This is a genomic window from Subtercola sp. RTI3, assembly GCF_035018625.1.
Classification (GTDB): Bacteria; Actinomycetota; Actinomycetes; order Actinomycetales; family Microbacteriaceae; genus Subtercola; species Subtercola vilae.
In genome coordinates, this window is record NZ_JASJXO010000027.1 from 17,411 (window position 1) to 39,119 (window position 21,709).

Here is a 21,709-nt window from a genome sequence, read left to right on the forward strand (position 1 = left end):
TCGTCCAGCGTTGGAGCCCCTATGTCTCGCGTCATCCGCCTTGCCGTCATTCCCGGAGACGGCATCGGCCCCGAGGTCATTGCCGAGGCGCTGAAGGTTCTCGACGCGGTCGTCGCCGCCGACCCGTCGGGCGTCACCGTCGAGAAGACACACTTCTCGCTCGGGGCGGCCCGTTTTCTCGAGACCGGCGACGTGCTGACCGACGCAGACCTCGCATCCATCGCCTCACACGACGCCATTCTGCTGGGCGCCGTGGGCGGCGTGCCCGGCGACCCGCGCCTGAAAGACGCCAACATCGAGCGTGGGCTGCTGCTGAAGCTGCGGTTCTCGCTCGACCACTACGTGAACCTGCGGCCCACCACCATCTACCCCGGGGTGACGAGCCCGCTGAGCAACCCCGGAGAAGTCGACTTCGTGGTTGTGCGAGAAGGCACCGAGGGCCCGTACGTCGGCAACGGCGGCGTCATTCGCGCGGGAACACCGCACGAAATCGCCAACGAAGTGTCGGTCAACACGGCGTACGGTGTCGAACGTGTCGTTCGGTTTGCCTTCGAGCTGGCAGCCAGCCGCCCGCGCAAGAAGCTCACCCTCGTGCACAAGACCAACGTGCTCGTTTTCTCGGGCAGCCTGTGGCAGCGCACGGTCACGGCGGTCGCCGCCGACTACCCCGATGTGGCGGTCGACTACCTGCACGTCGACGCTGCAACGATCTTCTTCGTCACAAACCCTGCTAAGTTCGACACCATCGTCACAGACAACCTCTTCGGCGACATTCTCACCGACCTGGCCGGCGCAATCAGCGGCGGCATCGGTCTGGCAGCCTCGGGCAACATCAACCCGTCTGGCGCCTTCCCCAGCATGTTCGAGCCGGTTCACGGTTCCGCTCCCGACATTGCTGGCCAGCAGATCGCCGACCCCACGGCCGCGATTCTCTCGGTAGCGCTTCTCCTCGACCAGCAGGGTATGGCAGAGGCGGCGACGAGGGTTCGCGCCGCGGTGACCACCGATCTTGCCGACCGGGCGGCACGCGTTGCTGCCGCCACCGCCGATTCCCCCTCCGCCGACGTCGACGCACCCACGGCCCGCACCACTGCCGCCGTGGGCGACGCCATCGTCTCCCAGCTTGCTGCCTCGGCAGCCCTCGTTTCGTAAGGAACACGATGACCACGACCGCACCGACCCCCGCCACCACCGGTTTTCCGCTCTCATTCGCTCTGACCCCGTCGACGGATGCCCGGGCCACAGCCGAGCGCGAGGCCATCCTCGCCGACCCCGGTTTTGGCAAGCACTTCACCGACCACATGGTCTCGATCGAGTGGACCCTCGCCGGTGGCTGGCACGAGGCCCAGGTTCTGCCGTACGGGCCCATCTCGCTCGACCCGGCCGCGTCGGTCTTCCACTACGCGCAAGAGATCTTCGAGGGCCTGAAGGCCTATCGTCACGCCGACGGCGCCATTTACACTTTTCGGCCCGAGGCGAACGCCGCCCGCCTGCAGCGCTCGGCCGCCCGCCTCGCGTTGCCGCCGCTCTCGACCGAAGACTTCATCGAGTCGCTCAAGCAGCTCGTCGCGGTCGATGCGTCGTGGGTGCCCGACGCCGCGGAGACGAGCCTCTATCTCCGCCCGTTCATGATGGCAACCGAGAGCTTTCTCGGCGTGCGGTCGGCCCAGAAGGTGGGCTACTACCTCATCGCCTCGCCCGCCGGCGCCTACTTCACGGGTGGGGTCACCCCCGTGAACATCTGGCTCTCGACCGAGTTCAACCGCGCCGGCCACGGCGGAATGGGTGCAGCCAAAACCGGCGGCAACTACGCTTCCTCGCTGCTGCCGCAAGAGCTCGCCTATGAGAAGGGCTGCGCGCAGGTGCTCTTCCTCGACTCGCAGGAGGGCAAATACCTCGAAGAGCTCGGCGGCATGAACCTCTTCCTCGTCTACAAAGACGGCACGCTCGTCACGCCCGAGAGCGATTCCATTCTCGCGGGCATCACCCGCGACAGCATCATGCAGCTCGCCCGCGACCGTGGTCACAACGTGGAGCTCCGCCGCGTCAGCATCGAGGAGTGGAAGGAAGGCTCGGCATCCGGTGACATCGTCGAAGTCTTCGCCTGCGGAACCGCTGCCGTCATCACGCCCGTCGCCCAGCTGCTGGCCGACGACTTCGCGCTCGGCACCGCGGGCGCGCCCGCCGGCGAACTGACCATGTCGCTGCGCCAGGAGCTCACCGACATTCAGTACGGCCGCGTGCCTGACCGCCACAACTGGCTCACGCGCCTCGCCTGAGCCGGGCTTCACGGGCCCGCCGCCTGTGCGTCTGAGCCCGCGCCCGACCCCCGTTCGCCGCATCATCAACGAAAGACACTCACGTGAAGATTGCACGGTTCAGCACAGAGGGCGGCGACCCGCGGTTCGGCATCGTCGACGGCACCGAGCTGGTGGTTCTGGCGGGCGACCCGATGTTCCAGGGCTTCGAGACGACCGAAGAGCGGGTGTCGCTCGGGGCAGTGAAGCTGCTTGCCCCGGTCATTCCGCGCTCGAAAGTGGTGTGCATCGGCAAGAACTACACCGAGCACGCCCGCGAGATGGGCGGCGAAGCGCCCGATCACCCCATCATCTTTCTGAAGCCGAACACGAGCGTCATCGGGCCGGGCGACACCATCGTGCTGCCGCCCGACAGCAACCAGGTCGAGCACGAGGCTGAGCTCGCCATCGTCATCGGCAGCGTGGCGAAGAACGTGCGGCCCGAAGACTACGCCGATGTCGTGTTCGGCTACACGGTGGCGAACGACGTCACGGCTCGCGACATCCAGAAGCTCGACGGGCAGTGGACGAGGGCGAAGGGCTACGACACCTTCTGCCCCCTCGGCCCGATCATCGAGACCGAATTCGACTGGTCGGATGCCCGCATCGAGGCTCGCGTCGACGGCACCGTCACCCAGCTCGGCAACATCAAAGACATGATCTTCTCGATACCCGAAATCGTGGCCTTCGTGTCACGGGTCTTCACGCTCCTGCCCGGAGACGTGATTCTCACCGGTACGCCGGCGGGCGTGGGGCCATTCGTCTCGGGCCAGACGGTGGAGATCTCGGTCGACGGCATCGGCACGCTGAGCAACCTCGCGCGCTGAGCGCTGGCTCTGCGGGGTGAGCGGCGTGCGGCGAGGGTCGCCACGGCGGCAGCCTTGGAGCGGGGCGTCAGCCCTGAAGCACCGAGAGAACGTTTCCGGCGGGGTCGAGAAACCACGCGATGGTGGGGCCCATATTGCGCATGATGCCCTTCTCGTCGGTGGGCATGCTGGCGGCGTAGGGGTTGGTGTCGACGCCGCGCTGCCGCAGATCATCCACGGCCGCATCGACGTCGGGCACCGCAAAGTTCATGATCGTGAACGTGGCCGGCTCGTGGTCGGGCTTCGGATAGACGAGCACCTTCGCGCCGCTGCCGAGCTGCAGCTCGAGAAAGCCCATCTCGTTGTCGGTCACGGTCAGCCCGAGGGTTTCGCCGTAGAATTTTCGGGCGGCGTCGATGTCGTTCACCGAGAATCCGCTGAACGCGTTGGTGGGGTCGAACATGGCGCCTCCGAAGTCGAAATGGCTAAGTGTACAATGTTTACAATCACACGTTTCGGCGGTGGTGTCCAGTACCGGATGGCCGGCTGCAGGTGTGGGGGAGATGTCGATGAGCGCTGACGCGTCCCCGCCTGCCGTGCGAGCGACATACCGGCACGGAGACCTGCGCGAAGCCCTCGTGGCGGCCGGGCTGCAGATGGCGGAGGCCGGTGGACCCGCCGCCGTCGTGCTGCGGGAGGCGACCCGGCGCGCGGGTGTGACGCCCAACGCGGCGTATCGGCACTTCGCTGACCGTGACGCGCTGCTGCGGGCCGTGGCCGATGCGGCGCAGGGGCTCGCGGCCGACCGTATGGAGCAGGCCGTGGCGGCGGCGGCGCGCGTGGCCGGCCCCGCCGCCGACGTGGTGGCCGGCCCGACCATCGGCCTCGCCAAAGACCCGGCCGCCGACACCGCCTTCGACCCGGCCGCGGGCCTCGCCGCCGACGCCCGCCGAATGCTGCGCGGCGTCGGAACCGGCTACATCGCCTTCGCCCGCGAACAGCCCGGACTCTTCCGCACGGCATTCAGCGTGCCCGACCACCTCGCGAACAGCGCCGACCCCGTGAAGGCCGGAGCGCTGGGGCGTACACCGTTCCAGATTCTGGGCGCCGCCCTCGACGCATGGGCCGCCGCCGGCATTCTCCCGCCCGAGCGCCGCGCCAACGCCGAACTCTACGCATGGTCAGCCGTGCACGGCCTCGGCATGCTTGTCATCGACGGCCCCCTCCGCGGCCTCAGCGCCGACATGGTCACCGCGGCCACCTCCCGCCTCCTCGACATGGTCGAACGCGGCCTGTAACCCAGGCGCACGCCGATTCGGCGGGCAACTGCAGCACCAGCGCGTACAATTGACGACAGTATGTCAACTACACAGCTCCCTCCTTTCTCGACTGCCACCGGCGCCGACGTTCGCGTTCGGTTCTGCCCGTCGCCCACCGGCACCCCGCACGTGGGCCTCATTCGCACGGCCTTGTTCAACTGGGCATATGCCAGGCACACCGGCGGCAAACTTGTCTTCCGCATCGAAGACACCGACGCGGCCCGTGACTCCGAAGAGAGCTACGAGCAGCTCATCGATGCGCTCACCTGGCTGCGCATCGACTGGGACGAGGGCGTCAACGTGGGCGGCCCGCACGCCCCCTACCGGCAGTCTCAGCGCGGCGACATCTACCTCGAGATCATCGAGAAGCTGAAGGCGAGCGGCCACCTCTACGAGAGCTTCTCGACTGCCGAGGAGATCGACGCGCGCAACGAGGCCAACGGCCGCGCCAAGCAGCTCGGCTACGACAACTTCGACCGCGGCCTCACCGACGCCGACCGCGAGCGTTACCGCAGCGAAGGCCGGCTGCCGGCCCTCCGCCTCCGCGTACCCGACTCCGAGCTGAGCTTCGATGACCTCGTGCGCGGGCCCATCACCTTCCCCGCCGGCTCGTTCGTCGACTTCGTGGTGGTTCGCCCCAATGGGGCACCGCTCTACACCTTCGTGAATCCGGTCGACGATGCGCTCATGGGTATCACGCACGTGTTGCGCGGCGAAGACCTGCTGAGCTCGACCCCGCGGCAGATCGCCCTGTACGACGCGCTCGTCGACATCGGGGTCACCACGTTCATCCCGCGCTTCGGGCACATGCCCTACGTGATGGGTGAGGGCAACAAGAAGCTGTCGAAGCGCGACCCCGAGTCGAACCTCTTTCACCACCGAGACCGCGGCTTCATTCCCGAGGGGCTCGTGAACTACCTGGCCCTGCTCGGCTGGTCGCTCACCCACGACCGCGACGTGTTCTCGATCGACGAGTTGGTGGCGGCGTTCGACATCGTCGACGTGAACCCGAACCCGGCCCGCTTCGACCTGAAGAAGGCCGAGTCGATCAACGGCGACCACATCAGGCTGCTGGCGGTTGACGACTTCGCGGCGCGGGTTGTTCCGTATCTGGTCGACGCGGGCATCCTGAGCCTGCCGGTACCGGATGCCCAGCTCGCCACCCTCAGAGAAGCCGCCCCGCTCGTGCAGGAGCGCATGGCGCTGCTCGGCGAGGCCCCCGCCATGCTCGGGTTTCTGTTTCAGCAGGCGCATGCGATCGACTACCAACCGGATGCCCTGGCCAGCCTGCCCGAGAACACCGGCGTCATCCTGGCTGCTGCGGTCGGCGCCCTCGAGCTCATCGAGGAGACGAACTTCACCCACGACCGCATCAAAGACGACCTCGCCGCCGCGCTGATCGGCGGGCTCGGGCTGAAGCCGCGTATCGCATACGGCCCGCTGCGGGTCGCGCTCAGCGGGCGCAAGATCTCGCCGCCGCTGTTCGAGTCGATGCAGATTCTGGGCAAACCCGAGACCGTGGCGCGCCTGGTGCGGCTCGCCGAGCACCGCGCCGAGCCCGGCTCCGGTTCTGGTTCCGCCTCCGCCTCCGGCTCGGAGGTGTAACCGTGGGAGCACCCCTCGCGGCGCCGCACACGCCGCGCACGGTGATCATCCGCTCGACGGCAGGCGGAGGCCCGGGCATCCAGAACCCCGGTGCCGCTGCCGACCCCTCGACCGCGCCTCAGGGTGTACAGCCTCCTGACCCTGACGAGATCTTCGACGTCATCATCATCGGCGCGGGCCCCGCGGGCCTCAGCGCAGGCCTCAACCTCGTGCGCGCCCGGCGGCGGGTGCTGATGCTCGACAGCAATCGCCCGCGGCACTCGGCCACGCTGCTCTCGCACGGCTTTCTCACCCGCGACGGCGTCGCTCCGCTTGACCTCCGCCGGCTCGGCCGCGAAGAGTTCATGAGCTACCCCGAGGCCAGTTTTCACCAAGGCATGGTGGCGAGCATCCGGCGCATCGACGAGCCGAGCGGCGAACTGTTCGTGGTTGAGGCGAAGGGCATCCGGGGCAGCGGCGACCGCACAGCGACCGCGCGCACGGTTCTCATCGCAACAGGCCTGCTCGAAACCCTGCCGAAACTGCCCAGCATGCGCGCCTACTACGGCACCAGCCTGCACAGTTGTACCGAATGCGACGGCTACGAGAAGTCGGATGCCCCCCTCGCCCTCATCGGCGAGACCGACGACCTCGCCGAGCGCGCGCTGCTGCTCTCACAGTGGTCGAACGACCTGATCGTGTTCACGAACGGCATCGGCCAGATCACCGAGTCCGACGAACAGGCTCTGGATGCCCGCGGAATCGGCGTCGAACGCAGGCCCCTCGCCGACATCGAAGGTGACCGCACCGGCATGACCGGTGTCTCACTGGCCGACGGAACCGTCATTCTGCGAAGCGGCGGCTTCGTGCGCCCGGTGTGGACAACGGCTCTCGACTACCACGCCCTGCTCGGCCTCGAAATCGACGCCGAAACCCTCATCGTCACCGACCTGCACGGTCGTACCTCGGTGGCTGGGGTCTTCGCGGCCGGGGATTCCACACCTCCGGGCGCCCAACAGCTCATCGTCGCAGCCGGAGAAGGCGCAAAAGTCGCCGCCGCCGTCAACCGTCACCTCATCGGAATTCTGTAGCGCGCCGGGGCCCGCCGCGCCATACTGGGTGCCGGGGGATTTCGTGAACCTGAGGAGACCATCATGACCAGCACACTCAACCCCTACATCAGCTTCAGTGACACCGCGCGCGAGGCCCTCGACTTCTACCAGAGCGTCTTCGGCGGCGACATCGTGCGCAGCACCTTCGGCGACATGAACCCCAACGAAGACCCGGCTGACGCCGACAAGATCATGCACTCGCAGCTCACCACGCCCTCAGGTTTCACCCTCATGGCCTCAGACACTCCCGCGACAATGCAGTACACCCCCGGCAACAACATCTCCGTTTCGCTCAGTGGTTTCGCCCCCGACAGTGCCGAGCTGACCGGCTTCTGGCACGCCCTCACCGAGGGCGCCACCATCACCGCGCCGCTGAACGTCGCGCCCTGGGGCGACACCTTCGGCATGTTGATCGACCGTTTCGGCATCAACTGGCTCGTGAACATCTCGGCGGCGCCCGCTGCCCCTGCTGCCCCCGCCGCTGCCTGAACCTCACTGAACGGGCGGCCGCACCTGTTCGGCCCGACGTCTCACGGAGGTAGGAGCTTCATTCGCGTTCGCCCGCCAGGGGCGGGCGAAGCCGTAGGAACGCGAAAAAAGCCCCCCGCGAAGCGGAGGGCTTTTTGAGCTGGGGTACCTGGACTCGAACCAAGAACAAAAGAATCAGAATCTTCCGTGTTGCCAATTACACCATACCCCAATGCCCAAACCGAAGTGCGGGCCGAGTATTGACTTTAGCCTACGTTGGCCCGATGCCCAAACCGAGCCCTTGTCGGGTTCCTGCCGCTGACGACTCCGGCGACTCCGGCGCATCCGAAGCGTCTTCGACCACCTGCCGCCACACCCCGTCGACCAGCTCAATCGCCCCCGCCGCAGCGAACGCGTCAAGCCACCCCTGCATGGGCCACCACCCCCACCGCCGCCGAAAAATACCGGCGTTTCGCAGAATGTCGTCGAGGTGCTGCCACGGCGGAGTCGATGTGGGGTGGTACTGGTGGTACGCGTGCGCCCCTCCCACCCACACCAGGTCGAGCCCCGCCGGGCCGAGGCGTGCGGCGAAGTCGGTGTCTTCTGCTCCGTAGCCTTCGTAGAGTTCTGAGAAGCCACCGCTGAGCATCCACGTTGCCGGCGTCACGGCGAACGAGAGCGACCAGAACAGCGCATGCTGCCCGGCCGGCGCCACAACACACTCGCCCGCGGCCGGATTCGGGCGAGCAGGGTGCGGCGCAGTCGCCACCGCGAGTTCGTCAGGCGTCTGCCCCTGAAAGCCTTCGGCTAGATAGGTCACCGGCCCGCAGAGCACCGCCCCCGGGTGCTGTGCCGCGGCCGTGCCGTACAAGCGCAACAGCTCCGGCCCGGGCAGACAGTCGGCGTCAAGAAACACGAGCAGCTCGGCACCCGCATCGATGGCGGCCCTGGCACCCGCGTTTCGCCCGGCCGCGAGTCGCATTCCCGCTGCACCTGGGGGCACATGGATGCTCGTCACCCCCTCAATCGTCGGCGCCTCCGCCTCATCGAGCCACACTCCCACGTGCCGCACGCCGCTGCCCTTCAGCGCCGCCATCTGGTTCAGCGCGTGCCCCAGCCTCGCCGCCGAAAAGAGCGTCACCACGCCCACAAGTGGATCGTGCCCACCTGTCGCACCCACCCCCGTCACTGCGCCCCACTCCCTGAGACCACCGCACTCGTATCGCCCGCCACCAGGCCGTTCTGGCGTTCGGTGCTACCCGCCACCTCAGCCACAACCGCTGCGGCCCGCGCCGCCGCGCCCGCCGTGAGCCAGCTGCCCCAGTCGGGCGTCAGCTCGGCCGCTTCCCGGAGCAGCACGGGCCATTCGGCCGGCTCCGGCCATTGCCGCACCACCACCGCGAGCCCGGCGGCCTCGAGTGCCCCAGCCGTGGCATCCTGCTCCCCGAACGGACGCTCCTGCGGCAGCACCACTGCCCGCGCGCGGGCCGCAGCCAGGTCGGCAACGGCGTTCTGCCCCGCCCACGACACCACCACATCAGCGTCACACATCAGCTCGAACGGGTCGTCGCACCACTCGCCACCGCCCACACCCAGCACACGCCACCGCACCCCGGGCGTCGCCTCTTCAGCAGCCCGTACCTCCGCTGGCCCCACCGCCGAACCGCCTCCGCCGCCCAGCACCAGCACCGAAAACAGCCCGCCTCGGTCATCCCGCTTCTCGCTGCTGCCATCGCTACCGCCATCGCTACCGCCGCTGCTGCTGCTACCGCTGCCCGCCCACACCACACCCTGCCCCGCCGCCAGCCGCCCATCGAACCGGCTGATGCCCCCCACGAACCGCGTCTTCTCCCGAAACTCCTCAAGCGCCCGCGGCAGCATGAGCGCTGACGGCCACGGCGCCACAATGCGCGTCGCAGCAGCGAACGCGAGCTGATGCGGCTGGTCGACCCGCTCGCCTGGCTGCGTCATCACCACCGTCGCCACACCGAACAGCCGCACCAGCAGCGTCACCTCGACCGACACGTCGACCACGAACGCGTCGAACCGGTGTGACGCGAGCGCCGCCGCGATCATCCCGAGCCGCGATGCGTGCCCGCTGTGCCCGAGCGGGGCCCAGTGCAGCAGTCCGCCAACGCTCGCATCGGCGTCTGGCGCGGCGGGGTCGAGCAGCTCGCCGGTCTCGGTTCGCTCGACACGGTCGTCGCGGTCGAGCCGCACCCACTCGGTGCCCGTGGCCATCACCGCAGGAGCCTCCAGCGTCGAAAACACCATCACGTCGGCGTCGAGGTGCCGCCTGATCGCCTCGAACCTGGTTCGATGCCCGGCGCCGTGATGGTGCACGTACCACCCCACCAGCGGCCGCCGGTTCACAGCGCGCGCTCGGCGATCGCCGCTTCGAACTCAGTACCGGCGGCAGCCCACTGCGCTTTCGCCAACGGCGTTGCATTCGCAGCTGCGACCGGCCCCACGGCTGCCCACTCCATGACCAACTGTTCGTACAACTCCTCGAGTTCGAGCACTCGCGCGGCCAACGAATATTTCGCAATAGCCTCGGCTCGAACCAGGCTCCGGATGCCCCGCCTCTGCAGCTCAGACCCGATCAGCTCGTCAGCCACCGCCGCGAGCGAGGGCACATCCCCGACGGGCGCCAACCCTGCTCCCCGCATGCCGGCCACCACCTCCGCCACCCCGCCGGTCTCGAAGCACGCCACCGGGGTTCCGGTCATCAGCGTCTCGGCGATGATGAGCCCGAACGGCTCCTGCCACACGGGCGTCACCAGGGCGCAGGCGCTCTGGCCGACCAGTGCGGCCAGCTCGGGCTGGCGCAGCTCACCCACGTACACCGCCTCAGTTCCCAGGCGGGGCCGAATCTCGTTCTCGAAGTATTCGGGGTCGCCCACGCGCCCGGCGAGCACGATGCGGCGCCCGAGGAGCTGGGCCGCGTCGATGGCCAGGTGCGCACCCTTCTCCACCACGATGCGCCCGAACCACACCAGGTCAGAACCGCCCGCGCCGGCCGGCCAGAGCTCAGAGTCGACCGCGTTCGGCAGTACGTCTGAGACGATTCCGGCGGGCATCCATTCAGCCGACGTGTGCGAGCTCACGGCGACGAACCGACTGCCGGGGCCGTCGCTCAGCGCGTGGCCGGCCACGAGGCCGGGCAGCACGGGCGTGTGCAGTGTGGAGACCATCGGCACCCCCAGTCGCCCGGCCCAGGCCAGGGGAGTGCCGTGCAGGCTGTGGTTGTGCACCAGATCGAAGCGGCCCGGATGCGCGGCGATGAACGCGAGCGCCCGTTCGAGCGCGGGCAGGGCGGTGTCGAGGTAGCCCGCGGGGTAGTCCACGTCGTTGGGCAGCTCGCCCGGCGCCCACACCACGGGCGGCATGACGAATTCGGGCGGACTCAGCTGCATGAAATCCGAACCCTCGACTGCGCACAGTGTCACCCGGTGCCCACGCTGACGCAGCTGGTTCACCTGGTGCCAGATCGACGACTCGAGGCCGCCCGCATGCGGTTCGGTGATGGGGTAGCGCAGCGGCGCGATCACGACGATGTTCAGGTGGGCTGCGCTCATCGGGCGGCACCGGCGAGCGCGCGTCGGTACACCGCGAGATGGGCTGTGTGAATCTGGCTCTGCTGTTCGCGCCGGAGGGCTGCTCGCTCGGCACGCAGTGCGCTCGCCGGGTCGCCCTGCGCCTCCGTGGGCTGCCGTGCCACCGCGGGCTGCCGTGTTTCGGCGAGCAGCCGAAGCGCCGCCGCCAGCGACCCCACCGACCCGGGCGTGAATGTCGCCACCGCTCCGGGCTCGGTGTGCTGCTCGCCGTAGAACCCCACGGCCGGAGCCGCCACCGACACCCCCAGATCCCAGCAGAGTTCGAGCCAGCCCGAGTGGGTTCCGTGGCCGTAGGGCAGCACCTCGATATCTGTCGCCGCGAGGGCGCTCTCCAACTCGACGTCGGTGAGCCGTGGATGCTCGCTCAGCACCAGCCCCGCCACCCCGGCGGTCATCGCCCGCAGTTCCTCGCGCAGCTTCTCGTCGCGAACCTTCTCGTTGATCTCCACCGTCACGTCGACCCCGAACCCGTCGGCGCGCAGCATCGCGGCGGCACCGATCAGCGTCGCGACCGCTCGCGCCGCGTCGATGTTCGGGCGCAGGTCGCGCAGGTGCATGCCGACCGCGAGGTGCGACGACCCTGCTCCCGCACCAGCAGCTACGACATGCCCGGCGCCCCGCATCCGCGGATGCGCGATCACCGTCGCCTCCCGGCCCCACCGCGCGCGCACCTCGGCCGCGGCGCCCGGCGTGAGCGTCACCACCTCGTCGGCGGCACCGATCAGCAGGTCGAGCTGCGCGAGGTGGGGAGCCTGGTCGATGAGCTGCGGGTTGGTGAGATCGTGCACGGTGAACACCACGGGTCGCTGGGCGGTTCGGAGGGCATCCAGAACCGCCTGCAGCTCGCTCACGGTGAACGACTCGGTTCCGAAGTGCACGTGCATGAGGTCGAATCGGTGGGCGTTCTCGGCGACCCAGCGCGGATCGAGCATGACCGGCGGCCACCACTGGCCGGCTGGAGTCGACGCACGCACGGGGTCGGCGAGAACTGTCACGCCGTCGGCAGGCCAGGCCGCCTCGCGGTCGACGATGTTCTGCACGTAGGAGTGCCCCGCCGGAACCGCGGCGACGCGCACGGGCGACGTTTTGGGCACGGATTCGACGGTCATTGCAGCGGTATTCCTTCGAAAGGAGGCAGGGAGAAGAGACGCGGGTGCGACGCACAACCGCTGAATATCTCCAACATAGACTGTGCGAACGAACCCGAATCGAGGGTTGACTATTGGCAGATTTCGACTAACAGAAGGGCGCAAATGCATTCGCGGCGGGCGCACTACGGGGAGTTCTACGAGCTCAAGCCGGTTGACGACCGCGGCCCGCTGGCCATGGTCTTCGGCAACTGCCAGGCCGAGTCGCTGCGCATCATGCTCGAGGGGCCCGACGTTCAGACGGTGCGGGTTCCGCCGGTGTTCGAACTCGTCGCCGCAGACCTGCCTTTTCTCGAACGGATGCTCGCCCGCACCACTCTGCTCATCACCCAGCCCGTGCGCGACGACTACCACGACCTGCCCCTCGGCACCCGGCAGCTGACGGCTGTGCTGCCCGGTGGCGCTCGCGTGGTGCGTATGCCGGTCATCCGGTTCGCAGGGCTCTACCCGTTTCAGGCCATCGTGCGGCCGCCCGCCGATCCGGGCGCGGTGCCGCCGGTGGTGCCGTACCACGACCTGCGCACGCTGGTCGAGGCGCACCGGCTGCGCCGCCTGCACCGGCGGCGGGGTGACGGTTCGGTCGTGCCCGAACCCGCCGACTTCGCCGAGCCCGCCGCGCCTGCCGAGCCGGCCGAACCCGCCGCACCCACCCGCGACCTCGTCGAACGCATCCGGCAGGTGGCGGCCGACTCGGTGGCCGAGCTCGAGCGGCGCGAGACCCACCACGACACCGTGGTCGTCTCCGACCTGTTCGCCCGCCCCACCTTCGACCTGATGCGCACCATCAACCACCCCGGAAATGCCGTCTGGAGCGCGGCAGCCCGCCGCGTGCGCCACCGACTCGGCCTCGCCGAGCACGACGTCGACCCGGGACGCCCCCTGCTCGACGCCGTGCATGCCCCCCGCGAGGCTGCCGTCATCGCCGCCTTCGACCTCAACGATGACCCCCGCCCCGACTGGATCGTCTCCGGCACCCCCGTCTCCGCCACCGCCGTGCGCCTCGCCCACCTCGACTGGTACGCCGCCAACCCGGGCATCATCGACGTGGGCCTCACCCGGCACGCCCACACCCTCGCGACCCTCGGGTTGCTGCCGTGAGCGCGCGTGTGCCCGTGCCCGCTCCTGTTCCCGCGCGACTGCCAACGCCCCTGTCGTCGTTGCCGCTGGCTCCGGATGCCCGGGGCTGGCAGCTCATCGTCGGCCCTCCGCAGCACGCGGTGGCGTTCTACGCCAGCGCACTGGCCGCCGAATGCGAGACGCTCGGTACCGCGTCGGCCCCGCGCGGGCTGGTCTCGAACGACCTCCGGAATCTGCTCGGCGCCGCCCCGGGCATCCGGAGCCTGCACCTGCAGTTCACCGACCGACTGTTCGGCACGACGCCCGAACTGGCCGCCGAATTCGTTCAGCAGCTCGCGCGCAGCACGCGGGTCACGGTGACGTTGCACGATCTTCCGCAGCCGTCTGACGGGGCACGAAACCTGGTGCGGCGCTCGCGGGCGTACCGGCTCGTGGCGGAGGCGGCGGTCGGCGTGGTGTGCAACAGCCGGCACGAGGCGCTGCTGCTCGAGGAATTCTGCCGGCCGCGGCTTCGGCACGCGGTGGAGGTGATTCCGCTGCCCGTGTTCGGCGCTCGGCTTGGAGCTGCAGCCGCCGAGCCCTCGGTTCTGCGGCCGGAGGTGGCGCTGCTCGGCTACTTCTATCCCGGCAAGGGCCACGCCGAGGTCGTGCGCGCAGTGGTGGAGCTGAACGCCCGCCTCGCGACTCACGACGACGTGCCGGAGGCGGCCGTGCCGGGGCCCGTCGCGCCAGCCGCCATCGCGCCAGCCGCGGCCGCGCCTCGTGCCGCCGCGCCAGCCGCGACCGCGCCTCGTGCCGTCGCGCCAGCGGTCGTCGCTCTCGGAGCCGCCTCAGCCGGGCACGAAGCCGAACTCGAGGCGGCCGTCGCGGAGGCAGCGACCCTCGGCGTCACCTTCGGCGCCACGGGGTACCTCGACGACGACGAACTGCTCGCGCGGTGCCGGGCGGCGGCAGTGCCAGTGGCCGCGCACCAACACTTGTCGGCGTCGGCCTCGATCAACACGTGGATCGCTGCGGGGCGCCGCCCCTTGGTGCTCGCAAGCCGCTACTCGGCCGAGATGGCGGAGCTCCGCCCCGGCACCGTGACGCTGTTCGAGCCCGCAGAACTCAGCGAGGCGATCGGGTTCGCGATCGAGCATCCGGAGTCGACGTGGCTGGCGCCGGGCACCCGAACAGCACCCGACCTGGCCGACGTGGCGGCGCAGTACATCGACTGGTGGGGGAGGGTCGCGTGAGCTCCGAGCCCGCCGCCGAGACCGCGCACGCCCCCATTGCCCTACCAGGCAATGCCTGGAACCTCCTCGAGGGCGTCTGGCCCGCCACCGCGCCGACGGTGAGCGTCGTGGTTGTGCACTACCGCCAGCAGAACGAGCTCGACCGCACTCTCGCCGCCCTCGCGCGCCAGACGCACCCCGCCGACCGCACCCAGATCATCGTGGTCGACGACGGGTCGCCCGAGCCGCCGAGCGTGCCCGAGGGCGTGCTGGTGCTCTGCCAGGCCGACGCGGGATTTCGGGCGTCGGCTGCGCGTAACCTCGGTGCGGCATCCGCCACCGGAGACGTGCTCTGCTTTCTTGACGCCGACACCGCTCCCGAGCCCGACTACCTGCGCGCCATCACCCGGCTGCCGGGCCTCGCGCCCGACGTGGTGACGGTCGGCGCCCGCCGTCACGCCGATTTCACGGGTCTGCCGCCAGGGGCTCCGGTCGAAGAGGTCGCGCCCGCCCGTGAGCTGCCCGCGCCGGCCTGGCTCATCGACGAGTACGTGCGCTCGGCGAACCTGCTGCACTCGGATGACCGTTCGTACCGCTTCGTCATCGGAGCCGTCGTCTGCTGCAGCCGCTCCCTCTTCACCACGGTCGGCGGATTCGACGAGTCGTTCACCTCGTACGGCGGCGAAGACTGGGAGTGGGCGCACCGAGCCTGGTCTGAGGGGGCTCTGTTCGCACATGTTCCCGACGCGATCGCCTGGCACGACGGCCCCGAGTGGGTGGCGCGCACCGCAGACCTCGACGAGCGTCAGCGCGCCAAGAACCTCGAGACGCTCAGCCTGGCCACCCGCATCCCGGTCGCCGGCGCGGTGCCCTTCGCCCTGCGTCTCGGCGCCCAGGCTCCGGCCGTCGAGGTTCGCATCGCGGCTGCAGACTCGCTCGCCGCCCTCCTCATCGCCGTCGACTCGCTGCTGACGGCATTGCCGTTGGCTACGGTCGCTGTTCCCGCCGAGTTCTTCGACTCGTTGGCTCCGGATGCCCGTATCAGCCTTCTCCCGACACCACTGTCTCGCCCTTCTCCTGCCCAACTCGTCGTCGAGCTGCCGTTGCCCGTGCGGTTCGACGCCGACGAACTTCGCGCCAGCGTGCTGCGGGTCACGACGAAGCAGCTCGGATCGCTGAGTCTCACTGTCTCCGAGGTGGCGGGAGAGGTGGCGGGTGTTTCAGAGCGTGTCGCAGGGCCTGTCTTAGAGCATGTCTCTGAGAGCGACTCGCCTCAGCCTGTCGCGCTCATCACACTGCAACGCGCGGCCCGGCGAGAAGGCCGGTGGGGCCGAACCGATCTGTTCGCGCGCGAGAGCACGAGCATCCGGGCTCGCATCATTTCAGGGGAGCCGAGCCTTGCGGCGTACTTCGGTGGGTGGGAGCCCGAAGAACTACGCCCGTAACTCGCGCAGCCGCCCAGTCAGACGACCGACCGGATCAGTACCAGCCCGAGTTCTCGCTGTGCGCCCACGCGCCACACGGGGTGCCGTAGACGCCGGAGATGTAGTTCAGGCCCCAGGTGATCTGGGTGGCGGGGTTCGTGGCCCAGTCGGCGCCGGCGCTGGCCATCTTGCTGCCGGGGAGTGCCTGCGGAATGCCTTGTGCACCCGAACCGGCGTTGTAGGCATTGACGCGCCAGCCCGATTCACGGTTCCACAGGGAGACGAGGCACGAGTACTGGTCAGAACCCCAGCCGCGCGCGGTGACCTGCGCCAAGCCGATGGCCTGTGCTGACCCGGGGTCGGGCACGGCGGCGGCCGGCACGGTGTAGCTCGACGAACTCGAGCTCGACGAGCTCGAGTTGCTCGCGGCGGCGCTCGCGGCAGCCTGGGCGGCCGTCTTCGCAGCCTCGGCAGCCTTCGCGGCGGCCGCAGCCGCAGCGGCGGCAGCTGCGCGCTGGGCAATGATGACGGCGGGGTCGGTGGCCGTGTACTCGTCACGCTGGGCGACGATGGCCCCCGCGGGTGTTCCGGCGAAGACCTGGCCCTCGGCCATGGACTTCTGAACGGGTACCGAATCGAGACTTGCGGCGTTTGCAAGGGGGAGAGCGACGGTTCCCGCCAGACCCAGGGCTGCAATCACTGCAAATCCCTGCATGAGACGACGACGCGCTGTTCCGTTCTGCAAACCCATCCGGTAGTCCGTTTCTCTCGGCCACATGTTATAAAAACGTGACCATCGATAATGCACCTTCAACCTGAAAACCTACTGATCATTCGCGCCAGAGGCAAGCTGTCGCCGAAGTTGGCCTCGGGCTACGCTGGTGAAATGGCACTCTCGGCGCTCTTCATCGGTGGAAACGGCACGATCAGCGCGGCATGCAGCAGGCTCGCGGTTGAGCGCGGAATCGACCTGACGCTGCTGAACAGAGGGGTGAGCAGCGGGCGACCAGCCATCGCCGGGGCAGAGTCTGTTCGGGCAGACGCCCGCGACCGGGCATCCATCGCCGCCGCACTGCAGGGCCGCGAATTCGATGTGGTCGTCAACTTTCGCGCCTTCGTGCCAGAGCAGGTGGCGGCCGATATCGACGTGTTCGGCGGCAGCTGCGGGCAGTACGTGTTCATCAGCTCGGCGTCGGCGTACCAGAAACCGCTGTCGCGGCTGCCCATCACCGAATCGACGCCGCTACGAAACCCGTACTCGCAGTACGCCCGCGACAAGATCGCCTGCGAAGACCTGTTGGTGGCGGCTTACCGTTCGTCAGGTTTCCCGGCAACAATCGTTCGACCATCGCACACTTACGACGAGTCGAGCGTTCCCCTCGAGGGCGGCTGGCCCACCATCGAGCGCATGCGGCGCGGGATGCCCGTGCTTGTGCACGGCGACGGCACCAGTCTCTGGACCCTCACGCATCACACCGACTTCGCCCGCGCCTTTGTGGGGCTGCTGGGTCATCCCGCCGCTGTCGGCGAGACGGTGCACATCACCTCTGACGAGGTTCTGACCTGGAACGAGATCTACCGCACCCTCGGCCGCGCCGCCGGTGCGCTTCCCACACTCGTGCACGTGGCCTCCGACACCATCGCCGCCGACTTTCCTGAGTGGGGCCCGGGCCTCGTCGGCGACAAGGCGCATTCGGTGATCTTCGACAACAGCAAGGTGAAGGCGCTCGTACCCGGCTGGGTGGCGACGGTTCCGTTCTGGCAGGGCGCCAGGCAGATCGTCGAGTGGTTCGATGCCGATGGGTCGCGTCGGCAGAACGACCCGGCACTGGATGCCCGGGTCGATGCCCTCATCGCGCGGGTTGCACCGGCCGGGGCCTGAACTCGAGCCGACCTACGGGGTCGGAGTAGTCGTGGCTGTCGGCGCCGGGGTGGCTGTCGACCCGCTCGCGCCGCCCACTGCGGTCGAGGTGCCGGGCGCCGGTGACGCGACCGTGCCGTGGTAGGTCAGAGTGCCGAGCTGCGCGGCGTACTGCGAGCGGATCACCATGGTGGTGCCGTCGAGCACCGCCGTCGACGCCCCACTCAGCCACGTGACGACACCCTCGCAGGTGCGCGTCGTACTGACGAGCTTGCCGAACGACACCGAACCGTCTTCGGCGAACCGCCACGTGCTGGTGAAGTCGTTGCAGCCGTCGTTGCCCACCACGGTTCCGTCGTCGAACATCTTCAGCTGCAGCAGGCGGCTGCGGCCCGGTTCGGTTTTGGTCCAGAGGCCAACCACCACGTCGGTTCCGCCGGCCGCCGGAATCTCGGCCGCCGTGCGCCTCTCGAGTTTCACGAGGTCGCTGCCGTCGTGGCCCACCAGCGTGAGCGTGGCGCCGTCGAACTTGGCCGACACCGCGTCGACGAGGTTGAGCGGAAGCTGCGCGCCGTCACAGTAGATGCGCGTCTGCGGCCCAGAGGTGGTGGTGAGCCCCCCGTTCGAATCCATGACCCAGGTACCCGCGGCCGTGTTGCAGCCGTCAGAACCCGTCCACGTGCCGTCGGTGGCGAACGTGAGAAAGGGCTGGTCGGGCGACTTGTAGGTCGCCGAGACCACCCAGGTGCCGCCCGCGAACGTGGTCGCCGCCGTGGGGGTGAACTGCGGGGCATCCGGGGTCGGAACCGCGGGGGCAGAGCACGCTGTCAGTGCCAGGGCCAGAGCGCCCAGCACGGCCAGCGCGAATACTCGTAGCGTCGACACAGACTTCTCCGATTTCGCGTGATAACACTTCACGATAGCGGCCCGACCTGCGTGCGCGCTTGTGGTTGACAGCGGCGTCAGTGAAAGTAGCCTGTGAGTGAACCCCAGAGCAGCAGTGCGAGCTGAATCACTGTGAGCGCATAGGCGATGAAGAATGCGGCGACCGCGAGGCCGGCCCCGGATGCGCCCGCTCGCGCGATCTGCCGCAGCGACAGGTGCGAGAAGAGTATGCCGAGCGGCGACGCCAGAAAGGCGAAAACGAACGCCACCCCGCCCAGGAAGTTCGAGCTCACATCGTCGTCGGTCGCCGCCCTGGCTCGCCCTACCTGCCCGAGCCCGAGCCGAAACAACGGCGCCAATATCGCCAGGCACAGCACGAAGACGACGATCGCGCCGACGGTGTTGCTCACAGCGCTGACTACAGCTCGATCGAGTCGCCCGGCGCGATCACGAACGACTCACCGCCGCCCTGCTCGGTCGCCCATTTGATGCGGTCGCGGCCCATCGACGTGCCGGCCGGCGACAACACCATTTCGTGCGTGGCGAAGCTGCGCTTGGGCTTCACCTCGAGAACGTAGTCGATGACCTCGCCGATCTTCAGCCACGGAGCCCCCACCGGCACGGCGAGAACGTCGACCTCGACCCCCTCGGGAACCGTGAACGAGTCGCCCGGGTAGTACAGCGTGTCGTCGACCAGCACGCCCACGTTGTCGATCACGGGAATCGACGAGTGGATGACCGCGTGCTTCTCGCCGAAGAACTTCAGCGTGAACGGTTCGACAACGATCTCGTCGCCCGCCTTCACCACCGTGACGTCGAAGTCGCTGGCGGCCGCTGCCACACCCTCTGGCGCGTAGATGGGAATGCCGGGAGACGCCGCGAGAATGCTGCTCAGGTGCTCGGGAGTCCAGTGGTCGGCGTGCGCGTGGGTCAGCACGATGGCGACCGCCTCCGACGCGTCGGGCAGCGGCTCGGTGAACGAACCCGGGTCGACGATGAGCTTCTTTCCCGACTTCTCGAGAATGAGGGTGGCGTGTTCGCGCTTCGTGAGTTTCATGCTCTCAGCTAATACCTGCCCGACCCCGGCAGCAAATCGGTTCGGCCAATCTGTGCAGAACCCGCGAACAGAGTGGCCTGTGAGCGAACGGCTGGCCCTGCTTGGTGAATAATCAGGGGGGTGACGGCTACTCCGCCGCGACGGCTGGTCGTCGCCATCAACCCGACGGCCTCGTTCGGGCGCACCTCGGCTGCGGGCGAGCAGGTGGTGCAAGCGCTGCGGGCCGACGGCCATCACGTCGACGAACTGCGGGCCGCCGACTTCGACACGCTGAAGGCCGAGGCGCGGGCGGCGCTCGCCGGGCATCCGGATGCCCTCATCGTAGTCGGGGGAGACGGAATGGTCAGCCTCGGCGTCAACCTGCTGGCCGAGTCGGGCGTGCCGCTCGGCATCGTTCCCACCGGCACGGGCAACGACGCTGCCCTCGGGCTCGGCATTCCGTTCGATCTCGCGGCCGCCATCGCGCACCTCCGCGCCGCTCTCGCGCGCGGGCCCCGCACCATCGACCTCGGCCGCCTCACCCACCAGGGCGGCAGCCTCTGGTTCGCCTGCGCCCTCTCGGCCGGCTTCGACGCCCTCGTGAACGAGCGCGCGAACCTCATGCGGCGCCCGCGCGGAGCCTCCCGCTACACAATCGCCCTGCTCATCGAGCTGCTGGGCTTACGAGCGCGAACATATTCGCTCGTGGTCGACGGCGAGCCGCGCACGGTCTCCTCGGTACTGCTCGCCGTGGCCAACAACCGTTCGATCGGCGGCGGCATGCTCATCGCCCCCGCCGCCCTGCTCGACGACGGCGTTCTCGACCTCTTCATCGTCGCGCCCGTGAAACGCCTGACGTTTCTGCGTATCTTTCCGAAGGTCTTCAAAGGCACCCACTCTGGCCTGCCCATCGTCACCCTGACGCAGGTGCGCGAGGTGAGCATCGACGCCCGCGACATCGTGGCCTATGCCGACGGCGAGCGGGTGGGCCCTCTGCCCGTCACCGTCACCGTGGTGCCCGGGGCGCTACAGGTTCTGGCGTAACTCAGCAGCCGTCGCCGCAGCTGCGGACCAGCCCTCAGTGCCGGTTCTCGGTCTCCTCGACCTGCGCGTCAAGGTCGCCCGGGTCGAGATCTGCCCGCTCGAACGCCCCGGTCAGCGGCAGTCGCAGCTCGAGGTCGGTGCCCTGGCAGATCTCGATCACACCACTCGCAATCGAGAAGTCGAGCACATGCCCGCCCTGCTTCAGCTCGTCATCGATGAAATGCACATGCCCGCCCGGAACCCCGATACCCCTCTCATACAGCGGCGTTCGAAACCCCGCCACCGTTCCGTCGAGGTCACGAAACTCGAGCTCGGCCTCATCTTTCACGGCCTCCCGCAGCGCAACATACGGCTTCTCCTGCCGCCGCACCGTGCGCGTGCGCACCCACTCGAACCGCCCGCTCACCTTCACCGCGAACAGGTAGTTCTGCGACGACACCGCCGCGTTGATCGCTGCAACCACTTCGGCCCGTGACATGGGCGCAGGCACCCGGATGCTCTGCTGCGCCTCGAACCGAGTGATGACGGCGAACGGGGTGAGGGCATCCGGTGCCGCAGCACTCACCGTGCCGTCGGCCTGCAGCCGCCAGCACACACCGTCGAGTACCAGCATCTCGCCGTCAAGCGCGTTGAACGTACCCAACCCGAAATCGCCCTGCTCTAACAACTCGCCCACGCTGAGGTCGCCGTCGTACACTCCGTCGAGCAGCGCGCTCATCGTACTGGCCTGAAAAACGCGGTGTCTGACGTGCGGCATGGCGACCCTCTCGCTCGGTACGACCCAGCGTATTGCCCCGGTGGCCCCGCTCGAATTGGT

The 21,709-nt window shown here is 68.6% G+C and carries 22 protein-coding genes and 1 tRNA gene; 12 read left to right on the top strand and 11 right to left on the bottom strand.

The window, feature by feature from the left end; genetic code table 11:
* Positions 1 to 21: 21 nt before the first annotated feature.
* The 3 genes from QN358_RS11310 (at position 22) to QN358_RS11320 (ending at position 3,124) form a co-directional block, all read left to right on the top strand.
* Positions 22 to 1,152, top strand: coding sequence for a 3-isopropylmalate dehydrogenase (locus QN358_RS11310; RefSeq protein ID WP_136643267.1), 1,131 nt, complete (start codon positions 22 to 24; stop codon positions 1,150 to 1,152).
* 8 nt (positions 1,153 to 1,160) lie between these two features.
* A complete protein-coding gene (locus tag QN358_RS11315) occupies positions 1,161 to 2,279 on the top strand; it encodes a branched-chain amino acid aminotransferase (protein WP_136643266.1) in 1,119 nt (372 codons plus the stop codon).
* A gap of 83 nt (positions 2,280 to 2,362) precedes the next feature.
* Positions 2,363 to 3,124, top strand: coding sequence for a fumarylacetoacetate hydrolase family protein (locus QN358_RS11320; protein ID WP_323512407.1), 762 nt, complete (start codon positions 2,363 to 2,365; stop codon positions 3,122 to 3,124).
* A gap of 67 nt (positions 3,125 to 3,191) precedes the next feature.
* Here QN358_RS11320 and QN358_RS11325 read toward each other — a convergent pair whose 3' ends face one another.
* Positions 3,192 to 3,566 (bottom strand): VOC family protein, encoded by a 375-nt coding sequence (locus QN358_RS11325; RefSeq protein WP_136643264.1) that lies wholly within the window; start codon positions 3,564 to 3,566, stop codon positions 3,192 to 3,194.
* A gap of 106 nt (positions 3,567 to 3,672) precedes the next feature.
* Here QN358_RS11325 and QN358_RS11330 point away from each other — a divergent pair, with 106 nt between their 5' ends.
* The 4 genes from QN358_RS11330 to QN358_RS11345 all read left to right on the top strand — a co-directional run bounded on the left by QN358_RS11330 (position 3,673) and on the right by QN358_RS11345 (position 7,607).
* Positions 3,673 to 4,401: a TetR/AcrR family transcriptional regulator gene (locus QN358_RS11330; protein WP_136643263.1), complete on the top strand. Its 729-nt coding sequence runs from the start codon at positions 3,673 to 3,675 to the stop codon at positions 4,399 to 4,401.
* Between the two features lie 60 nt (positions 4,402 to 4,461).
* A complete protein-coding gene (gltX, locus tag QN358_RS11335) occupies positions 4,462 to 6,027 on the top strand; it encodes a glutamate--tRNA ligase (protein ID WP_136643262.1) in 1,566 nt (521 codons plus the stop codon).
* Positions 6,028 to 6,176: 149 nt separating this feature from the next.
* Positions 6,177 to 7,097 carry an NAD(P)/FAD-dependent oxidoreductase gene (locus QN358_RS11340; RefSeq protein WP_323512425.1) on the top strand — a complete coding sequence of 307 codons (921 nt, stop codon included), beginning with the start codon at positions 6,177 to 6,179 and terminating at the stop codon, positions 7,095 to 7,097.
* A 63-nt stretch (positions 7,098 to 7,160) separates the two neighbouring features.
* Complete coding sequence (locus QN358_RS11345; RefSeq protein ID WP_136643261.1) at positions 7,161 to 7,607, top strand: VOC family protein; 447 nt, start codon at positions 7,161 to 7,163, stop codon at positions 7,605 to 7,607.
* A gap of 139 nt (positions 7,608 to 7,746) precedes the next feature.
* Here the strand turns inward: QN358_RS11345 and QN358_RS11350 are convergent.
* The 5 genes from QN358_RS11350 to QN358_RS11370 form a co-directional block, all read right to left on the bottom strand.
* Positions 7,747 to 7,818 (bottom strand) — tRNA-Gln (locus QN358_RS11350).
* A 39-nt stretch (positions 7,819 to 7,857) separates the two neighbouring features.
* Positions 7,858 to 8,730, bottom strand: coding sequence for a glycosyltransferase family 2 protein (locus QN358_RS11355; protein WP_323512408.1), 873 nt, complete (start codon positions 8,728 to 8,730; stop codon positions 7,858 to 7,860).
* A gap of 41 nt (positions 8,731 to 8,771) precedes the next feature.
* The gene (locus QN358_RS11360) at positions 8,772 to 9,941 is read right to left on the bottom strand and encodes a glycosyltransferase (RefSeq protein ID WP_323512409.1); all 1,170 of its coding nucleotides are present in this window, start codon (positions 9,939 to 9,941) and stop codon (positions 8,772 to 8,774) included.
* Positions 9,942 to 9,955: 14 nt separating this feature from the next.
* The gene (locus QN358_RS11365; protein ID WP_323512410.1) at positions 9,956 to 11,164 is read right to left on the bottom strand and encodes a glycosyltransferase; all 1,209 of its coding nucleotides are present in this window, start codon (positions 11,162 to 11,164) and stop codon (positions 9,956 to 9,958) included.
* On the bottom strand, positions 11,161 to 12,312 hold the full coding sequence (locus QN358_RS11370) for a hypothetical protein (RefSeq protein ID WP_323512411.1): 1,152 nt from the start codon (positions 12,310 to 12,312) through the stop codon (positions 11,161 to 11,163). Before QN358_RS11370 ends, QN358_RS11365 begins: the two co-directional genes overlap by 4 nt.
* Before the next feature lie 144 nt (positions 12,313 to 12,456).
* Between QN358_RS11370 and QN358_RS11375 the strand changes: the two genes are divergently transcribed.
* The 3 genes from QN358_RS11375 to QN358_RS11385 are packed head-to-tail and all read left to right on the top strand — an operon-like array spanning position 12,457 to position 16,087.
* Entirely contained in the window at positions 12,457 to 13,449 is a 993-nt protein-coding gene (locus tag QN358_RS11375) for a WcbI family polysaccharide biosynthesis putative acetyltransferase (protein WP_323512412.1), read from the top strand.
* Positions 13,446 to 14,663, top strand: a complete 1,218-nt coding sequence (locus QN358_RS11380) for a hypothetical protein (RefSeq protein ID WP_323512413.1) — start codon at positions 13,446 to 13,448, stop codon at positions 14,661 to 14,663. Before QN358_RS11375 ends, QN358_RS11380 begins: the two co-directional genes overlap by 4 nt.
* Positions 14,660 to 16,087: a glycosyltransferase gene (locus QN358_RS11385; RefSeq protein ID WP_323512414.1), complete on the top strand. Its 1,428-nt coding sequence runs from the start codon at positions 14,660 to 14,662 to the stop codon at positions 16,085 to 16,087. The genes QN358_RS11380 and QN358_RS11385 overlap by 4 nt, the downstream gene beginning before the upstream one ends.
* Before the next feature lie 34 nt (positions 16,088 to 16,121).
* Here QN358_RS11385 and QN358_RS11390 read toward each other — a convergent pair whose 3' ends face one another.
* The gene (locus QN358_RS11390) at positions 16,122 to 16,766 is read right to left on the bottom strand and encodes a lytic transglycosylase domain-containing protein (protein ID WP_323512415.1); all 645 of its coding nucleotides are present in this window, start codon (positions 16,764 to 16,766) and stop codon (positions 16,122 to 16,124) included.
* Positions 16,767 to 16,952: 186 nt separating this feature from the next.
* On the opposite strand from QN358_RS11390, the gene QN358_RS11395 reads away from it, so the two are divergent.
* Positions 16,953 to 17,948, top strand: coding sequence for an NAD-dependent epimerase/dehydratase family protein (locus QN358_RS11395; protein WP_323512416.1), 996 nt, complete (start codon positions 16,953 to 16,955; stop codon positions 17,946 to 17,948).
* A gap of 12 nt (positions 17,949 to 17,960) precedes the next feature.
* On the opposite strand, the gene QN358_RS11400 is transcribed toward QN358_RS11395, so the two are convergent.
* The 3 genes from QN358_RS11400 to QN358_RS11410 form a co-directional block, all read right to left on the bottom strand.
* Complete coding sequence (locus tag QN358_RS11400) at positions 17,961 to 18,812, bottom strand: META domain-containing protein (RefSeq protein WP_323512417.1); 852 nt, start codon at positions 18,810 to 18,812, stop codon at positions 17,961 to 17,963.
* Between the two features lie 77 nt (positions 18,813 to 18,889).
* Positions 18,890 to 19,222, bottom strand: coding sequence for a hypothetical protein (locus tag QN358_RS11405; protein WP_323512418.1), 333 nt, complete (start codon positions 19,220 to 19,222; stop codon positions 18,890 to 18,892).
* A gap of 8 nt (positions 19,223 to 19,230) precedes the next feature.
* Entirely contained in the window at positions 19,231 to 19,869 is a 639-nt protein-coding gene (locus tag QN358_RS11410) for an MBL fold metallo-hydrolase (RefSeq protein WP_323512419.1), read from the bottom strand.
* A gap of 120 nt (positions 19,870 to 19,989) precedes the next feature.
* Here QN358_RS11410 and QN358_RS11415 point away from each other — a divergent pair, with 120 nt between their 5' ends.
* Complete coding sequence (locus QN358_RS11415) at positions 19,990 to 20,892, top strand: diacylglycerol/lipid kinase family protein (protein ID WP_136640808.1); 903 nt, start codon at positions 19,990 to 19,992, stop codon at positions 20,890 to 20,892.
* Positions 20,893 to 20,926: 34 nt separating this feature from the next.
* Here the strand turns inward: QN358_RS11415 and budA are convergent, their stop codons facing one another.
* Entirely contained in the window at positions 20,927 to 21,649 is a 723-nt protein-coding gene (gene budA / locus QN358_RS11420) for an acetolactate decarboxylase (RefSeq protein WP_323512420.1), read from the bottom strand.
* Positions 21,650 to 21,709: the final 60 nt, after the last annotated feature.

Bases quoted from the DNA above. Each gene is read 5' to 3' on its own strand.
- QN358_RS11310 (WP_136643267.1), top strand. From the start codon at position 22: ATGTCTCGCGTCATCCGCCTTGCCGTCATTCCCGGAGACGGCATCGGC.
- QN358_RS11315 (WP_136643266.1), top strand. From the start codon at position 1,161: ATGACCACGACCGCACCGACCCCCGCCACCACCGGTTTTCCGCTCTCA.
- QN358_RS11325 (WP_136643264.1), bottom strand. From the start codon at position 3,566: ATGTTCGACCCCACCAACGCGTTCAGCGGATTCTCGGTGAACGACATC.
- QN358_RS11330 (WP_136643263.1), top strand. From the start codon at position 3,673: ATGAGCGCTGACGCGTCCCCGCCTGCCGTGCGAGCGACATACCGGCAC.
- gltX (WP_136643262.1), top strand. From the start codon at position 4,462: ATGTCAACTACACAGCTCCCTCCTTTCTCGACTGCCACCGGCGCCGAC.
- QN358_RS11345 (WP_136643261.1), top strand. From the start codon at position 7,161: ATGACCAGCACACTCAACCCCTACATCAGCTTCAGTGACACCGCGCGC.
- QN358_RS11365 (WP_323512410.1), bottom strand. From the start codon at position 11,164: ATGAGCGCAGCCCACCTGAACATCGTCGTGATCGCGCCGCTGCGCTAC.
- QN358_RS11370 (WP_323512411.1), bottom strand. From the start codon at position 12,312: ATGACCGTCGAATCCGTGCCCAAAACGTCGCCCGTGCGCGTCGCCGCG.
- QN358_RS11375 (WP_323512412.1), top strand. From the start codon at position 12,457: ATGCATTCGCGGCGGGCGCACTACGGGGAGTTCTACGAGCTCAAGCCG.
- QN358_RS11395 (WP_323512416.1), top strand. From the start codon at position 16,953: ATGGCACTCTCGGCGCTCTTCATCGGTGGAAACGGCACGATCAGCGCG.
- QN358_RS11410 (WP_323512419.1), bottom strand. From the start codon at position 19,869: ATGAAACTCACGAAGCGCGAACACGCCACCCTCATTCTCGAGAAGTCG.
- budA (WP_323512420.1), bottom strand. From the start codon at position 21,649: ATGCCGCACGTCAGACACCGCGTTTTTCAGGCCAGTACGATGAGCGCG.